The sequence below is a fragment of the Nocardia albiluteola genome, assembly GCF_018860155.1.
Taxonomy (GTDB): domain Bacteria; phylum Actinomycetota; class Actinomycetes; order Mycobacteriales; family Mycobacteriaceae; genus Nocardia; species Nocardia albiluteola.
This window is the reverse complement of the sequence record NZ_JAHKNI010000007.1, coordinates 290,660-308,284: the sequence shown is the minus strand read 5'-3', so window position 1 is coordinate 308,284 and position 17,625 is coordinate 290,660. Positions and strand designations below refer to the sequence as shown.

Genomic DNA, 17,625 nt, shown 5'->3' with positions numbered 1-17,625 from the left:
CCCGAAACCCAGGTCGGTGGATCGAGGCTTGGTGTCCGATTGCGGGTGACGCGGTCGCGGTGTGACCGACTATTCCGTTGTCAACACGCGCGGAGGGGATTGTGAGCGGCTGCCAGCGAAGCGCAATCCGGGCCACAGCGCGCTCTGGGTGAGAGGCGACGCCGAACAGAGGTAGAAAATCGGTCGTGGCCTCCCTACGCGCGGTGCGTTTGCCTGGTTGAGTGACGACAACCGAGACCCACACAGGACCCCAGGCTGCCCGGCACCGCCTCGCGTTGACCGCGATCTGCATCGGCTTCCTTATGATCACCCTCGACGCGACGATCGTGAACGTCGCGCTGCCAGCGATCCAGGACACCATCGGAGTCAGCCGCGGTGCGTTGCAGTGGGTCGCCGACGCCTATACCGTGGCTCTGGCCGCGGTGCTGCTCACGGCCGGGACCGTCGCCGACCGTCGTGGCGCCAGGCAGGTCTTCCTGATCGGCCTCGTCGTGTTCGTGGTGTCGTCGGCGATGTGTGCGTTATCCACGAACATGACGGTGCTCATCGCCGCCAGGTTGCTGCAGGGTGTGGGCGCGGCCGGGCTGCTGCCGCCCTCGCTGACCCTGATCGTGCACGAGTTCCCCGACCCATCGCGACGTGCGCAGGCCCTAGGCATCTGGGGTGGGATGAGCGGTATCGGGCTCACCGTCGGCCCGGTGCTCGGTGGCCTCGCTGTCGCTACGATCGGCTGGCGGGCGATCTTCTTGGTCAACGTTCCAGTGGGGCTGGCCACGATCGTGCTGACCGTGCGCACTGTCTCCGAAACACCACGGCAGCCCGGCGCCAGCTTCGACTGGACCGGCCAGTTACTCAGCATCGTCGCGCTGGGCACGCTCGCCGCCGGTCTGATCGAGGTCGGCCAGCTCGGCTGGTCCCATCCGATGGTGGTGACACTGCTCGTGACCGGGCTGGTCGCCGGAGCTGTATTCGTGCTCGCCGAACACCGGACGGAGGCGCCGATGCTGCCACTGCGGGTGTTCAGTAGCCATCGGTTCAGCATCGCCAATGGGATCGGCTTGCTGTTCAACTTCTGCCTCTACGGTTCGCTGCTGTGCATCCCGCTGTACCCGCAGCAGAGCCGACATCAGTCCGCGCTGGCGGCGGGCCTGCTGCTGGTGCCGATGACCGCGATCGTCGGGCTCAACGCTTTCTGCGGCGGCAAACTCACCGCAAAGGTCGGCGCCCGGATCCCGATGCTGCTCGGCGCGAGCGCCGGCGTCGTGGGAGCGGTGCTGCTGGCCTTCCTCGGTGACAACACATCGCTGGCGTGGTTCTTCGCCGGATCGGTGGTGTTCGGGTTCATTTCGCTCGCCATGCCCTCGATGACCTCGGTGGCGATGCAGGCGCTGCCTGCGAGTCAGGCCGGGATGGCCAGTGGCGTGTTGAACGCCGCTCGACAGACCGGCAGCGCGCTCGGCATCGCGCTGCTCGGATCGCTGCTGTCCACTGGAGGAAGCGCGATCCACCGGCCGTTCGTGGTGGTCGCGATCGCGTTCGGCGTGACCGCCCTGCTGGCTTTGCCCGCGACCGCTGACGTCCGTCGGGCAGGACAGTCCGGCCGCGCACCTGCACGCCATGAGTACCAGGAGTCATGACCGTCCCGGAGCCGGGAACCAGGTGATTGCCAGGCTGTTGCCCTTGTGCGATCCGAAGGACAGGCGGGAGCATGGGTCTCAGCAACCGATCCCGCTGGCCGGCTCAACGAACTTGCCGATCAAGGAGGTGCTGGCGATGGAGTTTCTGGTGACCATGACCACCCACGTGCCGGATGGCACGCCGAATGAAGAAGTCGAACGCGTTCGCGCTCGCGAGGCCGCCCGTTCTCGCGAACTTGCCGACGAGGGCCAGCTGCTACGGCTGTGGCGCCCTCCGCTCCAGCCGGGCCAATGGCAAACGCTCGGGCTCTTCGCCGCCGAGGATGCGGAGCAGTTGGAGATGACGCTCGCCTCGATGCCGCTGCGCGTCTGGCGCACCGACGAGGTCACGCCCCTGTCGCCGCACCCGAACGATCCGGCCAAGACCCGCGCCTGATGCCCTCCCTTGTCTCCGGGGCAACTCGCCGAAACCGTCACCGCCGCCGACCAACTCTGATCATCCGATTCCAGAAATGAGCAATCTGCCATGAATTCAACACAAAAAGTCGCAATCGTCACCGGCGCGTCCCAGGGCATCGGGGCGGCACTGGTCCCCGCCTATCGCAAGCTCGGCTATGCCGTTGTCGCGACCGCCCGCTCCATCGGCCCGTCCAATGATCCCGAGGTACTTGCCGTGCCCGGCGATCTATCCCGCCCGGGTACTGGCGCGCAGGTCGTCGATCGTGCGCTGGAGCGGTTCGGCCGGATCGACACACTGGTGAACAACGCCGGGATCTTCATCAGCAAGCCGTTCACCGACTACACCGACGCCGACTATGACGCCGTTACCGGAATCAACCTGCGCGGCTTCTTCGACATCTCGCGCGGCGCCGTCGCCGCGATGCTCGCCACAGGCAGCGGTGGGCACGTCGTGAACCTCTCCACCTCCCTGGTCGATCACGCCAACTCGCAGGTGCCCTCGGCGCTGGCCTCGCTGACCAAAGGCGGGCTGACCGCGGTGACCAAATCGCTGGCAATCGAGTATGCGGCCCGTGGTATCCGGGTCAATGCCGTGGCGCTGGGCATCATCCGCACCCCCATGCACTCGCCCGAAACACACGAAACCCTGGCCGCACTGCACCCGGTCGGGCGGATGGGTGAGATCGACGACGTCGTCGAAGCGATCATCTATCTCGAGCAGGCCCGGTTCGTCACCGGGGAGATCCTGCACGTCGACGGCGGCCAGAGCGCGGGCCACTGAACTCGCTATGGACGTTTCGATGCACAACACGGAGCACGACATGACCAACAGCAAGGCAGCCGACGACAAGATCCTGCGCGATGTGCTGGACCGCTGGAAGTCCGCGGTCGATGCACACGAACCCCACCGCGTCGCCGACAATTTCACCGAGGATGCGATTTTTCAAGGACTGCACCCGTACACGGTCGGACGGCAGGGAATCGCTGATTACTACGATTCGCAGCCGCTCAGAATGACAGCCGTGTACCGGATTCTGGAGACCCGCCGGCTCGCCGACGACCTCGTCCTCGGCTACCTGGGCGTCGATTTCTCGTTCACCGACCGACCGACCCTCTCGGTGTACCTGTCCGTGCTGGTGACCCATTCGCCGAACGGTAGCCAGATCTGCCACTACCAGGTGTCCAAACTCGACTGACCAGGAGCCGCCTTTGCCCGAACACACTGCAAGGCAAGACAATAGAAGGAAACCTCTATGACAAACCGGCACACTGTGGCCGATCTTTATCGACTGCGGTGGGTCGCACAATAGGGATTTCTGATATGGCGGTCGTGGGCGCACGCAAAACTGCGCCGGAGTGCCTGCGACATAACATCACGCCACAGGTCTGGATTCCCAAAGAACCAAGATTCCGCCGACCTCGGCGGGCCATTCCCATAAAACGAGCCGAGGAGCGCCATGACCGAGACCGTCATCCAGTACGTACTTCGGCGGTTGGACGAAATCGGAGTTGGCGCAATCTTCGGTGTCCCGGGCGATTTCGCATTCAGCACCACCTACGGCGTGGGTGAACTCAGTGCCATCAACGCGATCGCCGGTTCATACGCCGAAAACCTGCCGCTATTCCATCTAACCGGCATGCCAACCATGCCCGTCCAGGCCACACACGCGTTGGTGCATCACACGTTGGGCAACGGCGAGTTCGATCGCTTCAAGAACATGGCCGAGTGGGTCGTGTGCGGGAGCGCGATCATGACACCCCAGACGGTCGCGTTCGAGACCGAACGCCTCATCGCGGCCGCCTTATACCACCGCCGCCCGGTGTACATGGCCTTCCCATCCGACTTAGCCAACAGGCCGGTGGCCGGCCGCGCCCAGCCGCACGAGCCACCTTTCAGCAACCCTGACAGCCTGGCGCGCGCGGTGGACGCTATCCACCGGTCAGTTGACAACGCCGCCACCGCCTGTGTCCTGCCAGGCCTACTGGCTGCTCGGCTGCGACTTCGCGACGACGTGCAGCGCTTCGTCGACGCCTCGGGGCTGCCGTTCGCAACTATGTTCGCAGACAAATCGATCCTTGACGAACAGCAGCCCGGCTACATCGGGATGTATGACGGCAGATTGATGGACGAAGACGTTCGAGCTTTCGTCGAATCCTGCGATCACGTCGTATGCATCGGCACGATGATGACCGATTTCAACTCGGGCGCCTTCACTGCGCGCCTGGAGCCCACCCGTACGACGACCATCGGCCACCACCATTGCAAGGTCGGCAACGATGTATACACGGACGTCGAAATGCGCGACGTGCTGATCGAATTGACTAGCCGCGTCGCCAAACGCTCACGCCACCAACCGCTTCGGAGAGAATCGCCAGGTGAACCCGTCGGGGCGGGCAACGATCCGATCAGCGCCGAAGCACTTTATCCTCGCTGGGAGCGATTCTTCCAGCCTGGCGATATCATCATCGCCGAAACCGGAACGGTCTCCATGGGTCTGGGCTTCGCCCACCTGCCACGCGGTGCTGAGTTTCACAATCAGACCCTATGGGGCTCGATCGGATGGGCCACCCCGGCATCTTTCGGTGCAGCAGTGGCGCAGCCCAAGAGCCGGATCTTGCTGATCACCGGTGAAGGATCCCACCAGCTCACCGCGCAAGAGATCAGCCAATTCGCGCGACGTGGTCTGAGGCCGATCATCTTCGTGCTCAATAACAACGGCTACCTCATCGAGCGGCTGCTCTGCAAGGATCCTGACATCTCCTACAACGATATCGCGCACTGGAACTACACCGACCTACCACATGCACTTGGAGCTGAGGACTGGTACACCGCGCGAACCACCACCTGTGGCGAACTCGACCAGGCAATGGCGATGGCGACCGAGGTAGAGACCGCCGCCTACATCGAAGTAGTCACCGACACCTACGCCGCCTCACGCTTGGCGCTAAAGCTGGGTGACAATCAGGCATCGCTGTACAACGCGTAACCGCGACTGCTTGTTCAGCGAGCAGTGGGAACTCAGCTCAGTTGCTGATCCGACGCCATGTCTGCTCGTGGCGGTGCGGTCCAGGTGTCGTTGAAGTCGAGCACAGCCACCTCTACTGCGGCGCCAGCGGCAGCGAGGTCGGCAGCGAGCTGGGCGGGCGCGGGATCATTGGGCGGATAGTGCACCGGGATCACCGTGGTCACACCGAGCCAGCGTGTGGCGAGGGCGGCGTCGACTGGCGGTAGTTCGACGACCTTCACCGCACCGACCCAAAGGCCGCCAATGCCCAGGATCGCGATCTGCGGCCGGTACAGCTCCCCCCAGGTCCGCAGATCCTCCGACAGGGACGTGTCCCCACCGCAAAAGATCCGCTGCCCATCGCGGGTGGTGAGCAGAAAGCTCTGCGGCTGGTCGGCGAGGAACTGGCCATCGAGCGTCATGGTGGACTCATGCCGGGCCGGCAGGGACTTGATTGTCACGTCGCGGAAGTGGAACTCCACTCCGGACACCATCGGGCTGAGGCGCTGCATGGGAATGCCGGCCTCCAGCGCGGCCCGAAACAGCGCGGTTCCGCAGACCATCGTGGCCTGCCCGGCCTCGGCGATCTGCAGGGCCTGGCCTCGGTGGTCGTAGCCGGCATGGGTGACGGCGATGACGTCGGCTCGGGCGACCTCGGCCGCATGGACTGGACTTTGCGGAAGTCCGGTGTGGAATCCTTCGGAGCCGGCCAGGTAGGGGTCGACGAGCACGCGGGTACCGCGTTGGGTGACAATCTCGCAGGCCGCCCATCCGATGCGCCGGATTGTCAGCGGTCGGTCGCCGGAAGCCGGGGGCGCGGCGGTAAGCCGCTGGGCGGTGAAGGCGGCTATCCGGTCAAGTACGGCGCGTGCGGCTTCGGTTGGCAGCAGCGGGAATCCGTGTGGCATGCCTTCATACACGTCCAAACTCACTTCGACGTCGGCTGCGGCCGCCCGTTGTGCGAACCGGGTTGCGTCGTCGCGCAGCAGCTCCACCTCGCCGCACACAATCAGCAGCGGTGGCAGCCCGGCGCAATCCCCGGCCAGCGGGGATTGGGGCGCTGCGGCCGGGTTCGCGTCGCCCAGGTAGGCGTCGCGGGCTTGCCTTACCTCGGCCTCGGTGACCGTGTCCTTGCCGCGGTTGGTGACCAGAGAGTGGCCGCTGAGGGTGAAGTCGGTGATCGGGGAGATCGCGGCAGCGCCCGCCGGTAGGGGTCGACCGGACTCGTGTAGGGCGAGCAGGGCCGAAAGCGCAAGGGTGGCTCCGGCCGAATGGCCGACGAGCACAATGTGTTTCGCTGGTATTCCCTGATCCAGCAGGGCTTGGTAGGCGGCGAGCACGTCATCGAGGGCGGCGGGGTACGGGTGCCTCGGGGCCAGCCGGTAGTCGACCAGCAGCACCGGCAGGACGGTCGCCGCCGACAGCCGGCCGGCGAAGACACCGGCAGGTTCGTCGTACTGGAACCGCCGGGCATGCAAGTACAGCACCACGCCGGAGCTTGCGGTACCGGGCGCGGCGACCCACTCGCCCCGCACCGAGCCCGTCCGAAAAGTCGTCGTCGCGAAATCGGACGAGAACGCAGGCTCACCGGGCGCGGGCTCACCAAGACGGTCGAGCAGGACTCGCCCCGAGTCACCGCCAACCACATGTGCATTGGCCACCGCGTCGGCAACCACCTCGAGGTCACCGGCAGACACCGGATGGACAGTCGTGCGCATGTAGCTCTCCCCTCAGACGTAACCGAATTTTGCCTTGATGGGCGCCCGTTAGAATAAGTCGAGACGAATCGTCGGGCCGGTTGTTGTCAAAGAAGTCACTGTTGTTCGTCACGGTTGTCACCCGCCGATCGCATATGTGCCGAACCCGACGCGGGTGATCTGCTTGCCGTTGGGCCCCAACTGTGTGGCAATCGCCAACTCGGTGGTCATGACACCTTCGAGACTCTGCATCTTCGGGCAACATCAGAAACTATACGACTACTTTCGTAATTTGCCCAGAAATTGCAGGCAGAACATGCATTTGAATGGACAACGCGGTGGCAGTTGTCTTGCTATATACAAGTCTGCCTGTCTCTAAATGGCAATGCCGACCGTGCCTGACTGTGCGGGCGGATGTGCTGTGGGCGTTGACCGACAAGGTTGTGCACCGAGGGGCCGGTGTGGTCACTCGGTTGTCGCTTGCGTCGGATGTGTCGCTGTGGCTGCGACCTGATAGCGTGCCCCGTTCGGAGCGAGTGTTTCTTTCGACGACCGCACATATGCGAACGTGAAGCGGTGTTCAGCGCGGCGCAAGGTAGTCGAAACACTGTGCGCTGGAGCAGCTTTGCGGGCTTCATCCGCTGGTGCGGCGATCATGCGGGGGTAGCCTCGGCAATATGGTGTTCGACTCCGCACGTCTGGATCTGCAGCCCTATGTCGGTTTCGACATGGATCGCTATGTTCGGCGGACGTATTGCAGCTGGGAGGACGCCGGCTGGGGGTCGCTGCTCGTGCAGCGGTTCGAGCATGTGCCTGTCGCCGAGGACATGGCGCTGCCCGCGGCTGCGGATCTGCACCTGGTGCTGCCGATCTCCGGACAAGGGGTGCTGGAGACACGAAGCGGCGGGCGATGCACCCGCTTCAAGTGGACGCCGGGACGACTCGACCTGCGACTTCCGGATCAGCCGGTCCGGCGGAGTTATCGCTGCGGCGGGCCGATGCGCAGTCTGCAGGTCCACATCCCGCGCGGCACAATCGATTCGACCGCGGCTCAGTTGGGTGGCCGTGGTGTGGACTTCGAGGCAGTCGCCGCATCCTTGGCCGCGGGAGATCCGCTGGTCGAGGAGATCATTCGAGCGCTTAGTTCGTCCGGCGCGGAAGACGACCTCTACGCCGAGTCCGCCGCGGCCTTCCTGAGCATGCATCTGCTCAGCCGTCATACCCGGTCGGCGGCTCCCCGCGCCCCGATACGGGAGGACAAGCGCGTCCACGCGGCGGTGGCGATAATGCATGATCGGATAGCCGATCCGGTCACCCTGGCCGATATCGCGGGTGAGGTGCACTTGAGCGTCTTCCACCTCGTCCGGGTCTTCAAGGACGTCACCGGGATGACGCCCTACCGCTTCCTCACCCGGCTGCGAATCGAAAAGGCCAAGCGGCTGCTACGCGACACCGATCTCCCGATCGCCCAGATCGCGTCGCGCTGCGGTTTCAGCAGTCCGGGCGCGCTGTCCACCGCCTTCGTGCGGCACGCTGGAACCCGCCCCTCGGCCTATCGCAATCGTTGACCGCAGCACAGCAATCTCGAGCATGGGAACGCTGGCCGACCCGGCCATAGGGTCTTGTCATGCAATCGTATGACGTCATCGCGGCATCGGCGGCACCACCGGCAGCGGTGTGGGGGTTGCTGCTCGATGCACAGAGCTGGCCTGAATGGTCGCCGGTCGATGCACTGGAATCCGCTCTGTCCCAAAACCTCTCACCCGAAGGACGAGATGGTGTCGGAGCAACCCGAGCCTTCCGCACCGGCAAAGTGGTTACCAAGGAGCGGATCACCTCCCTCGACTCGCTGCGCCGATTCGCATACGAGGGTGTCGAAAACCCACAGATGGCCGACTACCGCGCCGCCATCGAACTGCGGGAGACTCCCGATGGCGGAACCCAAATCCGCTGGCACGGAACATACCGCGCGCGCCGGGGCATGCGCTGGTTCTTCCAGTGGTACCTTCGTCGCTTCATGCAGTCGATGACGAACGGACTGGCGGAGTACGCCGCCACTCCGGACGTTCGCCGGACCCACCGCGGTTGATGGCATCATTCGCCGCTTCATGCTCGACCACCTGGTCACCATCCATGAGACGCCCGACAGAAGGAGAAGATCATGACCACCGCCACCCATCCGGCGCGCACCGCCAGCCAGGCATTGCTGGCCGCGGTCGGGGTGCGTGACAAGGACGCCTGGCTGGATATGTTCGCCGTGGACGCCGTCGTCGAAGACCCGGTCGGCCCTTCGGTTTTCGATCCGGAAGGTAAGGGCCATCGGGGCCGCGACGCCATCTCGGCGTTCTGGGACAAGGCCATCGCGCCCAGCGAGTCGATCGAGTTCCTGTTCGAGGACTCCTTCGCTTGCGGGAACGAAATCGCTTACACCGGCAAGGTCCGCAGCCGCAACGGCAGCCAGGTGATCGACGCAGAAGGTGTGTTCACCTACCGGGTGGACGAGGCGGGCAAGATCCTGGCCTTGCGTGCCTTCTGGGAGACCGAGCGCACTATGCAGACCGTGAGACCCGCCTGACTTCAGGCGATTTCACCGGAGAAGCTTCCCATGCATGCCCGCCCTTCCGGCGCGAATTCCGGTAGGTTCCGGTCGGCGAACCGAGCACATTCAGCCAGTCGCGCCCTACTCAGGGATCGTGCCTGATATGCGAACCAGTGGTCGCCGCGGACCACGATCCCGAGAAGTTCTCCGACCGCGGGACGACGGGATCCGCTGTTCCGGTTCGCCTGTCGAAATACACTGCTGTGCAATCCAATAGGAACAATCGGCGGGAGCATGCGCCTGCGGTCGGCGGTGTACTTTCTCAGTTCAGCCCGGCGATGAACTCGCTGAGCAGCCGGTTCGCCGAGCCGGGTGTGAACTGCCGCTCCAGGTCGGCCCGAGCGACCCGGTGCCGGAACTCTCCTTGGCGGGAAGCGTCGGCGGCGTTGTGCACCAGGTCCGTCCACCATGTCGCGAACGCCTGGTAGTTCCACCAGCGCACAGCGCGCCGGAGAGCTCCACCACTCGAACCTCGGTCTGCCCGTACGCGCGGTGGTCGTGCTCGAAACCCGGCGGGGTCCAGGCCACCCGGTTAGCCGGGGCAATCCACGTGCCCCGCTCGGTCGTGGTGGCGAGTACGCCCGCCGAGGGATACAGCAGCTGTCCCTGGACGTGACGGTGCGGCGCGATACCGTCCCCATGTCCGAGCAGTCCCCGCTTCTCCGTGAATTGCGTAACCGGAGCGGGTTTCCGGCGGGTGTCGGGCACGATTCGAGCCTACCCACCGGAGCCGGCGACGCCCCGGGAAGGCGTTCCTTCGGACCACACCCGCACGGTAACCCGATGGGACGCAAGCCATTAGCGAGCCACACCGATGACACTGGCGGGCAGCCGATTAGGGAGCTTCCACTGCCTTCGCCGATTGTGGCCGGGTCGATATCGACGTTCTTCGTGGGGTGCCATTCTTTCAGCAGATGGGGATGAGTCGCCGCTAGAGAGTGCTCAGGCGAAGGCTGCCTTCGCCGGCGCGCCTCGACCTTGGAGGAACATTTGCGGCACCCGGAGCCCTTGGACACCCGGAGGCCGGGGTTACGGTCTTGTGAGACACGCACGGGGCCGAGGCGCTGCATCATATGAAGGTGCGATTACCACGGCCGATCGCCTGGGCCACGACCGAAAGGCGCGGGCGGCAGTGCGCGACATACTGGCGGAGCTGACGTCGATTTGGCGATCAGGTGGCACCGCCGGTGTCGCCACGGTGGTCCGCACCCCCGGATCGTCGCCGCGACCGGTCGGTGCGGTGATGATGGTCGCCCCCGACGGCGTCGTTGCCGGGTCGGCATCCGGTGGATGCGTCGAGGCTGCGGTGTACGAGCTGGCCAACGAGGTGGTGCGCGACGGCCGGCCGCAACTGCGGAGCTACGGGTTGAGCACCGACGATCCGTTCGCTGTCGGGCTGACCTGCGGCGGTGAGAACCTATTGTCTGACCCTGCCGCCCGCTACCAGGACCTCGGTCCTGACTACCACGACCGCCGCCTCAACACCGACCGCCGCATCCGCAACCATATCGCCCAGCTGACCGCACTCGCCTACCAGCCCGGCTCCGCCGGGCGCTGTCGCCTGCCTGCTCACCATGTCATTTTCCGGTTAGGACCACCGAAAGGCGGCCCCCGGTGACCACCCCAGCCACGAATACTGACCTCGCGCACCGCATCGCCGAGCTGGTGTGCGCCACGATCGCCGATATCCGGCCCCGCCTCCATCCAGGCCGCGCTCACCGGCCACCACGCCGAGAACGAAAGCCTGCGGCATCAGGACAACTTCCTATCCGACTACGACCTGCAGTTCCAGCCCCCGCGCGGCGATCTCGGCGCCGGCCGTCGCGTTGCGCAGCACCGTGCCCTGGTTGATTTTCCCGGACGTCAATGGGCCCGTAACGAGCAGAGCCTCGCGGGAAGGCAGGTCCCAGACCTGGGTGATGGCGAGCTCGACGGTCATGATTCTCCTCGGAATGCGGTGCGCGGGTTGGACATTGCCGCGTATTCTGCTTGTTAGCCGCCGATGGCGGGTACCCGGCGGATGCGCTCGCTGAACTGCGAGAGATCCGCCGGTCACGCCCTGTGGCCGGTGTAACTCGGACATGAGTACCCCCACCGGGCCGTGTTGCTCGAGATCGACCCGGAGATGTGAGAGTTGCCGACAGACAGTACGACCACGACGGCGAATGCGGTTGGTGGAAACGATTATTCATCCGATGCCCCCACAGAGCTACCCCGTGTGCTGGGGACACGGTTGCGGCATCTACGGGAGGCGTCCGAGATCACCAGCGAGGCCGCGGGCCGGGCGATCGCGGCGTCACCGTCGAGGATCAGCGGTCTCGAAGCCGGGCGGGCGGCGGTGCGCATCACGGACGTGGAGGGCCTGTTGACCGTGTACGGTGTCGATCATCCCGCGGCGCGGGCGGAATACCTCGGTCTGGCGCGACTGGCCAGCGCCACCGGCCCGCAGCTACGGTGGCTCGATACCTACCTGACTCTCGAGGACTCCGCGACGCACCTGCGCTGCTATGCGCCCGCGATGATTCCCGACCTGTTGCAGACCGCCGCCTATGCCCGGGAGGTCCTGGCCCTGGCCCACCCGGACGCGGAGGAGGCGGACCTCGAGCGCCGACTCGATCTCCTTCACCAGCGCCAGCGGATACTGACCCGCCCGGATCCGCCGCGACTGTGGGTGGTGATCGAGCAGGTGGCGCTGCGCCGCCAGCTCGGCCGGTGGCAGGTCTGGCGTGATCAGCTGGCACATCTGGCGCAGATCGCGGACCGCCCCAACATTATTGTGCAGATCATGCCCGACCACGCCGGTGGGCCGATCATCAGCCCGAACGGATTCACCATCTTGCGATTCGCCGACGCCAGCCTCACTGACATCGTCCACACCCGCCACGCCACCGGCACCTGCTTTCTGCACCGGCACGACGAGTTGAGCACCTACCGGCAGACCTGGGATCGCCTGTGCCTCAAGGCCATAGCCCCCAACCGCACCAGCGACATCGTCACCGCAGCCGCAGCCGGTTCACCCCTGTAACACGCAACAGTCACGCTCGAACCGCGAGACCACTGTCCGGCCTACGGGTTTCGTACCCGTACGGGATCAATACCGCTGCCTGCCGCGTCACCGTGCCGAGGCATGTGACCTGCGCAGGACCGAGTGCCCTTTTCTGTCGGCCTTCGCCGTATACAGGACAGTGTCGGCAGCATCGAGCAACTCCTCCGCGTCCGAACCCGCGATCGGAGTGACCAGCGCCCCGATGGTGGCCGAGATACGCAACCGGTGACCATTCGCCGTGATCGGCTCGGTCAACGAGGCCAATATCCGATCGGCCACCTGGTCCACGAGGTAACTCCCCGCCGGTGGCGGGATCAGCACGACGAATTCATCGCCCCCGATCCGCGCGATCAAGCAGTCCGGCTCGGTGATGCTGTCGCGGAAACGGGCCGCGACCTGACACAGCACCCGATCGCCGGTGCCGTGCCCGTAGGTGTCGTTGATCGGTTTGAACCGGTCCAGATCCACAAAACACAAGCCCACGTAGTCCTCGGCACCGGCGGCGGCGGTCACCTCGCCGATCCGTTCGACCAGGTAGCGGCGGTTGGGCAGACCGGTGAGTGGATCATGGCGGGCCTGCCAGGCCAGTTCCTCGCGCAGCCGGTGCTGCTCGGTGACGTCCTCCCCGACGGCCAGCAGATAGTCGTCCTGCCCGTCCATGCCCTGGACGTAAGTGATGGAAAACGCCACCCAGCCCACACTCTGGTCCGCCCGTAACAGGCGCCGTTCCAGTTTGACCGTGCCCTGGCCGGCCGGAACCAGGTTCTCGTACACCAGAGCCCGGATCTCCTCCTGATCGTCCGGGTGTGCGAAGTCGTATACCGAGATCCCCCGCAACTGCTCCACCGGCACCCCGATCATCTCGGCCAGCCCGCGATTGGCCTCGACCAGCACCCCATCGGTATCACCGATCGCGATCGCGACCGCCGCATTGTCGAACACGACACGAAACCTCGCATTCACCTCCAGCAGGCCGGGCTCGGGGTCACGCGCCCGATCGGGCCGGGCCTGTGCACGCCGGGTCTGATGGCCTTGCCCGAGGGCAGCGCACAACACCGCGAACCGCGCCCCGGCATCGGGCCGATCACAGTGATCCACCATCGGCTGCAGAACGCGGGCACAGAGGGTCGGTACCTCAGGATCGGTCCACCCCGCACCCGCCACCGCCGCGCCAACCCCAAAACCCTTATCGGCGTCGAATTCCTCGGCCACCAGGCCAGCCAGGAGATCCTCCACCAACTCCGCCAACAGGTCACCAGCCTGTGCAGACGCCTCGGGCCCCTCGTCGATCCGCGTCAGTGCCTGCCGCCACGCCGCCGCCAGGGCATCTCGCTCACTGCCGTCCATCACACCCCAGGAACCTCAGCCGCTCCACGCCACCCTCTCCGATGAGGATGTCGCCGCGTGGATCACACAGTACCGCCACCGACTGAGTGCAGCACAAGAAATTGACGCCATCCGGAAATGCTTCATCCAGCATTATTTTCGGCGAAGACCGACACACCTTTATAACGTGCCGTGGTGATCTGCCACACCCAGGTCGCCCGTACACATCCCACCAAATCCTCCAGATGAGCCGACACCGCCTCAACCACACCCCGATCGGCCAACCCACCACACTCATCACCCACACGCGCGTGCAGAACACCGAACTCGGTCAACCTGTCCCGCACGATGCGCGCCGCCTCGTGCACGGCGTCGATCAACGTGGCTCCCGGCGTGTTCAGCAGGCACACCGGGACCAGGTTGAAATCCGAGCCATCCACGATGCACTCCTTCTCAAAGGAGAACAGGTCGTTCATCAACGCACCGATCTCCACGGTCAACAGCTGCAACCGGCGCAAGCCCACACCCAATCTCGCCGGGAGACGTTCCCACGGCAGATACTCGTCCCGGGCAAACTCGCACAACCCGATCGCCGGATACATCCCCGACACCCGGGCCCGCAGCTCGATATAGCCGACGACGCTCAGCAATCCCCCACGCGCACGCGCATTCTGGTCCCGGATCGCCGGACGTAGATGCTCGATCGTCGAGCCGAGGAACCGCACCAGCCACCCCGGATCCGCATGCCTGGTCAGCAGCGCCAGCAGTTCCGACGTCGCGACCTCCACGGCTGCGGGCTTGGCTCCCGTATGTCGTGATTCCAGTAACCTGCAAAGTCGTTCGACAGTTTCCAGAGCCCTGTGCTGCTCGTCGGCCGAGAGATGGGCGAACTTCTCCCGGCCGACAGTGTCGTTGAGCCAGAACAGGATCGCGTTGAAAATCCCGATGATTCGCATCCGCTCGACGGTGATCGTATGCGGATGCAGGTACGGGGTCATGCTGTTGTAGTGCGCCCCACCCGGTTCCAGCCAGATCCCATGACCACGGCAGAACCGCTCCACTCCCGCACACGCCTCGTCGCCGAACCTGCTGGGCCCGAAACCTTCACAATAAGCCGCGATATCGCCCTCGGGCGTGCTCAATAGCGACCGCAACGACCACCGCGGCCCCGTCCGCACCACCTCCCGGTACTGCGAACGCATCGCCGCAAGCTCCGCCTCGACTGTGACCATGTCCGAATCCACCATGGCGTGTCCTCACCGGTCGTCCATATCACCCACCGCCGGAGAGATCACCAGACCCACCGTGACGCCACCGGCCGGTCCTCGGGCGGTACAAAACACAACACCATAAAACCGACGAAAAGCACAAGCATCCCAAACCGGATGGATTGGTCCTCGGCGGGGCAGTCTCACAACTGCAATCGATCGCCATCGAGGCTCCACCAAGCCTGTGCACGCCACTCAAATCTGCCCCAAGTACACGGGCAGTACACGGTTTGGCTGAGAATCGGTGGGTTGCAACGGGAATCATCAAATAATGCGCATCCGCCATGAGCTGTCCCCGATGACGAGACCACCTGATCCGGCCCCCGGAAGGGAGACCACCCTTGTGAGAGTTGCGGCAGACTGACCGTCAGGAGGTCATAGTGCCGAAATCGTATCCGCAGTCCGTGCGCCGGCAGGTGTGTGTGCGACTGCGCGCTGGGGAACGGGTCGCTGAGATCGCTGCTGAGACAGGGATTTCCGCGGCGACGCTGTTCAAATGGAAGGCTCAGGCACTGGTCGATGCGGGAGTCCGTGACGGCGTGCCGAGCGTCGAGGCCGATGAGTTGGCCTCGGCGCATCGCCGGATTGCCCAGTTGGAGGCCGAGCTGAAACTCACCCGAGACGCGTGTGAACTATTCGACGGGCAGGTGGTGATCTCCCCAAAAGGAAATACGCGATCGTCGAAAGGCTGATCGCGCGTGGGCATTCAGGCCGAGCGGCCTGCCGTATCGCCGGATTGAACCGGGCCACTTTTCATCGCTTGCGCAAGCCAGCGTTATCGATTCGGTTCCTGCGGCGAACGATTGTGGCCGACGAGATCGGCAAGATCCACCTGCGTTCTCGCGGAAGCTACGGGCGGCGGCGGATTCAGGCAGCGTTGCTGAGCGAGTGCGACATGGTGGTTAATCATAAGCTGATCCACTCGATCATGGGCGAGTTGCAGCTCTCGGGTCTGCCGCTCCAGAAGGGAAGGAAACCGAATCTGCTGGGTGTTCATACGCCATCGGACCTGGTGAACCGCATGTTCGTCGCGAACAAGCCGAACGAGCTGTGGTGCACGGACATCACCGAGCATCCCACTCGTGATGGAAAGGTCTATTGCTGCGCGATTCTCGATTGCTTCAGCAAAAAGGTTGTCGGGAGGTCGTTTTCTACAATCCCGGACGCAGCTCTGGTCAATAATGCGGTGAATATGGCCGTCCGGGAACGGAAAAGATACCACGGCGCTATATTGCATGCCGACCACGGCACTCAGATCACATCCTGGTCGTTCGGAGAGAACCTTCGCCGGCACAATCTGATTCCCTCCTTCGGAACCGTTGGCGACTGCTTCGACAACGCTGCCATCGAGGCGTTCTGGGGGCGAATGCAAACCGAGTTGCTGAACACCAGAAAGTGGCCCACGAGCCTCGAGTTGACCATAGCGATGGCCGACTGGATCGATAACTTCTACAACGCCGAACGCCTCCACAGCTACCTCGGCCACCTCAGCCCCGACGAGTATGAGATGCTATGGCACGCTACCCAACCGGAGTCTCGACTCTCGTAAGAGCGGCTCACTCTCCGGGGGCCGGATCAACCCGGGAATAGAGCCAGGTGATTTCGTTCCGTGTTCAGTTGGTCCCGCACGCCACCGGGTGGTCGGTGTGGGTGCAGGCCGCAGCGTACTCGGCCGGTGTCAGGTAGCCCAGCGCCGAATGTCGGTGCCGCCGATTGTGGTCGGTCTTGAAATCGCCGATCACCACTCGGGCTTCCAGGAGGCTGGTCCAGTGGTTGCGGTTCAGACACTCAGTCCGCAACCGCCGGTTGAACGATTCGACGAATCCGTTGTTCCAGGGCGTGCCTGGCGGAATGTAGGAGATCCCGACCCGGTCGGCGCAGAACCGTTGCAGTGCAACCGAAATCATCTCCGGCCCGTTGTCCATTCGCAGCACCCGCGGCGGGCCGCCGGCCATGGTGAACACCTTCTGCAGCTCGGCGACCAGCCGTTCGGCGGTGATCGAGCGTTGCACCAGATGCAGCAACGATTCGCGGGTATGCTCGTCGATCATCGACGCGATCTTCACCGCTCGGCCATCGACAGTGGAGTCGAATTGGAAGTCCAACGCCCACACCACCTTCGGGGCATCGGCATCGATCGGCGGCGCCGACGAGGTGCCAGCCCGTTTCCGGGGATGGTGTTCGCGGACCTGCAAGCCCTCCTCGCGCCAGAGCCGGTGCACCTTCTTGATGTTGACACCTGCGCCCTGGTCGAACCGCAACGTCGCCCAGGCCCGCCTGAACCCGTGACCGGGGTGTGTCACCGCGTAGGCGCGGAGCCAGGTCCGCAAACCCGCGTCCGGATCGGCCAGGGTCTGCGCGGCAGGCAGCCGCCGATACGTCGACCTGTGCAGCCCGACGACCCTGCACGCGAACCGCTCGGACATACTCTTGACCCGAGTGAGCATGTCCACGGCCCGGCGCTTGGCCGCTGGGCTCAGAATTTTCCAGTCCAGACGTGACCCTGAATGTCTACACGCATTTGTGGCCGGACCAGGAGACCCATACACGGGATGCGATCGATGGTGTCTTCACCCGCCCAGCGGGTG

General features: G+C 64.5%; 16 protein-coding genes and 3 pseudogenes. 12 read left to right on the top strand and 7 right to left on the bottom strand.

What is annotated here, in order from left to right:
* Positions 1-221: 221 nt before the first annotated feature.
* The 5 genes and pseudogenes from KO481_RS22345 to KO481_RS22325 all read left to right on the top strand — a co-directional run bounded on the left by KO481_RS22345 (position 222) and on the right by KO481_RS22325 (position 5,083).
* Positions 222-1,637, top strand: a complete 1,416-nt coding sequence (locus KO481_RS22345; protein WP_215919341.1) for an MFS transporter — start codon at positions 222-224, stop codon at positions 1,635-1,637.
* A gap of 136 nt (positions 1,638-1,773) precedes the next feature.
* Positions 1,774-2,055, top strand: a pseudogene (locus KO481_RS22340) (muconolactone Delta-isomerase family protein); the annotation flags it as partial.
* Positions 2,056-2,163: 108 nt separating this feature from the next.
* A complete protein-coding gene (locus KO481_RS22335) occupies positions 2,164-2,877 on the top strand; it encodes an SDR family NAD(P)-dependent oxidoreductase (RefSeq protein WP_215919339.1) in 714 nt (237 codons plus the stop codon).
* A 40-nt stretch (positions 2,878-2,917) separates the two neighbouring features.
* Positions 2,918-3,292, top strand: a complete 375-nt coding sequence (locus tag KO481_RS22330) for a nuclear transport factor 2 family protein (RefSeq protein WP_215919337.1) — start codon at positions 2,918-2,920, stop codon at positions 3,290-3,292.
* Positions 3,293-3,553: 261 nt separating this feature from the next.
* A complete protein-coding gene (locus tag KO481_RS22325; RefSeq protein ID WP_215919336.1) occupies positions 3,554-5,083 on the top strand; it encodes an alpha-keto acid decarboxylase family protein in 1,530 nt (509 codons plus the stop codon).
* Positions 5,084-5,115: 32 nt separating this feature from the next.
* On the opposite strand, the gene KO481_RS22320 is transcribed toward KO481_RS22325, so the two are convergent.
* Positions 5,116-6,819, bottom strand: coding sequence for an alpha/beta fold hydrolase (locus KO481_RS22320; RefSeq protein WP_215919335.1), 1,704 nt, complete (start codon positions 6,817-6,819; stop codon positions 5,116-5,118).
* A 656-nt stretch (positions 6,820-7,475) separates the two neighbouring features.
* Here KO481_RS22320 and KO481_RS22315 point away from each other — a divergent pair.
* From KO481_RS22315 to KO481_RS22305, 3 genes are all read left to right on the top strand, one after another.
* Positions 7,476-8,366 (top strand): helix-turn-helix domain-containing protein, encoded by an 891-nt coding sequence (locus tag KO481_RS22315; RefSeq protein ID WP_215919334.1) that lies wholly within the window; start codon positions 7,476-7,478, stop codon positions 8,364-8,366.
* Between the two features lie 59 nt (positions 8,367-8,425).
* On the top strand, positions 8,426-8,887 hold the full coding sequence (locus KO481_RS22310; RefSeq protein ID WP_215919333.1) for an SRPBCC family protein: 462 nt from the start codon (positions 8,426-8,428) through the stop codon (positions 8,885-8,887).
* 72 nt (positions 8,888-8,959) lie between these two features.
* Entirely contained in the window at positions 8,960-9,373 is a 414-nt protein-coding gene (locus KO481_RS22305; protein WP_215919332.1) for a nuclear transport factor 2 family protein, read from the top strand.
* Between the two features lie 286 nt (positions 9,374-9,659).
* Here KO481_RS22305 and KO481_RS22300 read toward each other — a convergent pair whose 3' ends face one another.
* Positions 9,660-9,839, bottom strand: coding sequence for a hypothetical protein (locus KO481_RS22300; RefSeq protein WP_215919331.1), 180 nt, complete (start codon positions 9,837-9,839; stop codon positions 9,660-9,662).
* A gap of 44 nt (positions 9,840-9,883) precedes the next feature.
* Positions 9,884-10,105: pseudogene (locus KO481_RS44840) on the bottom strand (cupin domain-containing protein); the annotation flags it as partial.
* 424 nt (positions 10,106-10,529) lie between these two features.
* Here KO481_RS44840 and KO481_RS43205 point away from each other — a divergent pair.
* Positions 10,530-10,838 (top strand): annotated as a pseudogene (locus KO481_RS43205) (XdhC family protein); the annotation flags it as partial.
* Between the two features lie 324 nt (positions 10,839-11,162).
* On the opposite strand, the gene KO481_RS22290 reads toward KO481_RS43205, so the two are convergent.
* Entirely contained in the window at positions 11,163-11,336 is a 174-nt protein-coding gene (locus KO481_RS22290) for a hypothetical protein (protein WP_215919328.1), read from the bottom strand.
* 279 nt (positions 11,337-11,615) lie between these two features.
* Between KO481_RS22290 and KO481_RS22285 the strand changes: the two genes are divergently transcribed.
* Entirely contained in the window at positions 11,616-12,422 is an 807-nt protein-coding gene (locus KO481_RS22285) for a helix-turn-helix domain-containing protein (RefSeq protein WP_215919326.1), read from the top strand.
* A gap of 87 nt (positions 12,423-12,509) precedes the next feature.
* Here KO481_RS22285 and KO481_RS22280 read toward each other — a convergent pair whose 3' ends face one another.
* Both KO481_RS22280 and KO481_RS22275 read right to left on the bottom strand, forming a co-directional pair.
* On the bottom strand, positions 12,510-13,790 hold the full coding sequence (locus KO481_RS22280) for a sensor domain-containing diguanylate cyclase (RefSeq protein WP_215919667.1): 1,281 nt from the start codon (positions 13,788-13,790) through the stop codon (positions 12,510-12,512).
* A gap of 122 nt (positions 13,791-13,912) precedes the next feature.
* Positions 13,913-14,767, bottom strand: a complete 855-nt coding sequence (locus KO481_RS22275; protein WP_245401297.1) for a terpene synthase family protein — start codon at positions 14,765-14,767, stop codon at positions 13,913-13,915.
* 650 nt (positions 14,768-15,417) lie between these two features.
* On the opposite strand from KO481_RS22275, the gene KO481_RS22270 reads away from it, so the two are divergent.
* Both KO481_RS22270 and KO481_RS22265 read left to right on the top strand, forming a co-directional pair.
* The gene (locus tag KO481_RS22270; protein WP_215919322.1) at positions 15,418-15,729 is read left to right on the top strand and encodes a transposase; all 312 of its coding nucleotides are present in this window, start codon (positions 15,418-15,420) and stop codon (positions 15,727-15,729) included.
* The gene (locus tag KO481_RS22265) at positions 15,672-16,586 is read left to right on the top strand and encodes an IS3 family transposase (protein WP_215919665.1); all 915 of its coding nucleotides are present in this window, start codon (positions 15,672-15,674) and stop codon (positions 16,584-16,586) included. The genes KO481_RS22270 and KO481_RS22265 overlap by 58 nt, the downstream gene beginning before the upstream one ends.
* Positions 16,587-16,650: 64 nt before the next feature.
* On the opposite strand, the gene KO481_RS22260 is transcribed toward KO481_RS22265, so the two are convergent.
* Positions 16,651-17,463 (bottom strand): IS3 family transposase, encoded by an 813-nt coding sequence (locus KO481_RS22260; RefSeq protein ID WP_245401296.1) that lies wholly within the window; start codon positions 17,461-17,463, stop codon positions 16,651-16,653.
* Between the last annotated feature and the right edge of the window lie 162 nt (positions 17,464-17,625).

What these genes read in the sequence shown, in the direction of transcription:
- KO481_RS22330 (WP_215919337.1), top strand. Translation starts at nt 2,918, where the DNA reads ATGACCAACAGCAAGGCAGCCGACGACAAGATCCTGCGCGATGTGCTG.
- KO481_RS22335 (WP_215919339.1), top strand. Translation starts at nt 2,164, where the DNA reads ATGAATTCAACACAAAAAGTCGCAATCGTCACCGGCGCGTCCCAGGGC.
- KO481_RS22290 (WP_215919328.1), bottom strand. Translation starts at nt 11,336, where the DNA reads ATGACCGTCGAGCTCGCCATCACCCAGGTCTGGGACCTGCCTTCCCGC.
- KO481_RS22310 (WP_215919333.1), top strand. Translation starts at nt 8,426, where the DNA reads ATGCAATCGTATGACGTCATCGCGGCATCGGCGGCACCACCGGCAGCG.
- KO481_RS22315 (WP_215919334.1), top strand. Translation starts at nt 7,476, where the DNA reads ATGGTGTTCGACTCCGCACGTCTGGATCTGCAGCCCTATGTCGGTTTC.
- KO481_RS22275 (WP_245401297.1), bottom strand. Translation starts at nt 14,767, where the DNA reads ATGACCCCGTACCTGCATCCGCATACGATCACCGTCGAGCGGATGCGA.
- KO481_RS22260 (WP_245401296.1), bottom strand. Translation starts at nt 17,463, where the DNA reads ATGTCCGAGCGGTTCGCGTGCAGGGTCGTCGGGCTGCACAGGTCGACG.
- KO481_RS22280 (WP_215919667.1), bottom strand. Translation starts at nt 13,790, where the DNA reads ATGGACGGCAGTGAGCGAGATGCCCTGGCGGCGGCGTGGCGGCAGGCA.
- KO481_RS22325 (WP_215919336.1), top strand. Translation starts at nt 3,554, where the DNA reads ATGACCGAGACCGTCATCCAGTACGTACTTCGGCGGTTGGACGAAATC.
- KO481_RS22320 (WP_215919335.1), bottom strand. Translation starts at nt 6,819, where the DNA reads ATGCGCACGACTGTCCATCCGGTGTCTGCCGGTGACCTCGAGGTGGTT.
- KO481_RS22305 (WP_215919332.1), top strand. Translation starts at nt 8,960, where the DNA reads ATGACCACCGCCACCCATCCGGCGCGCACCGCCAGCCAGGCATTGCTG.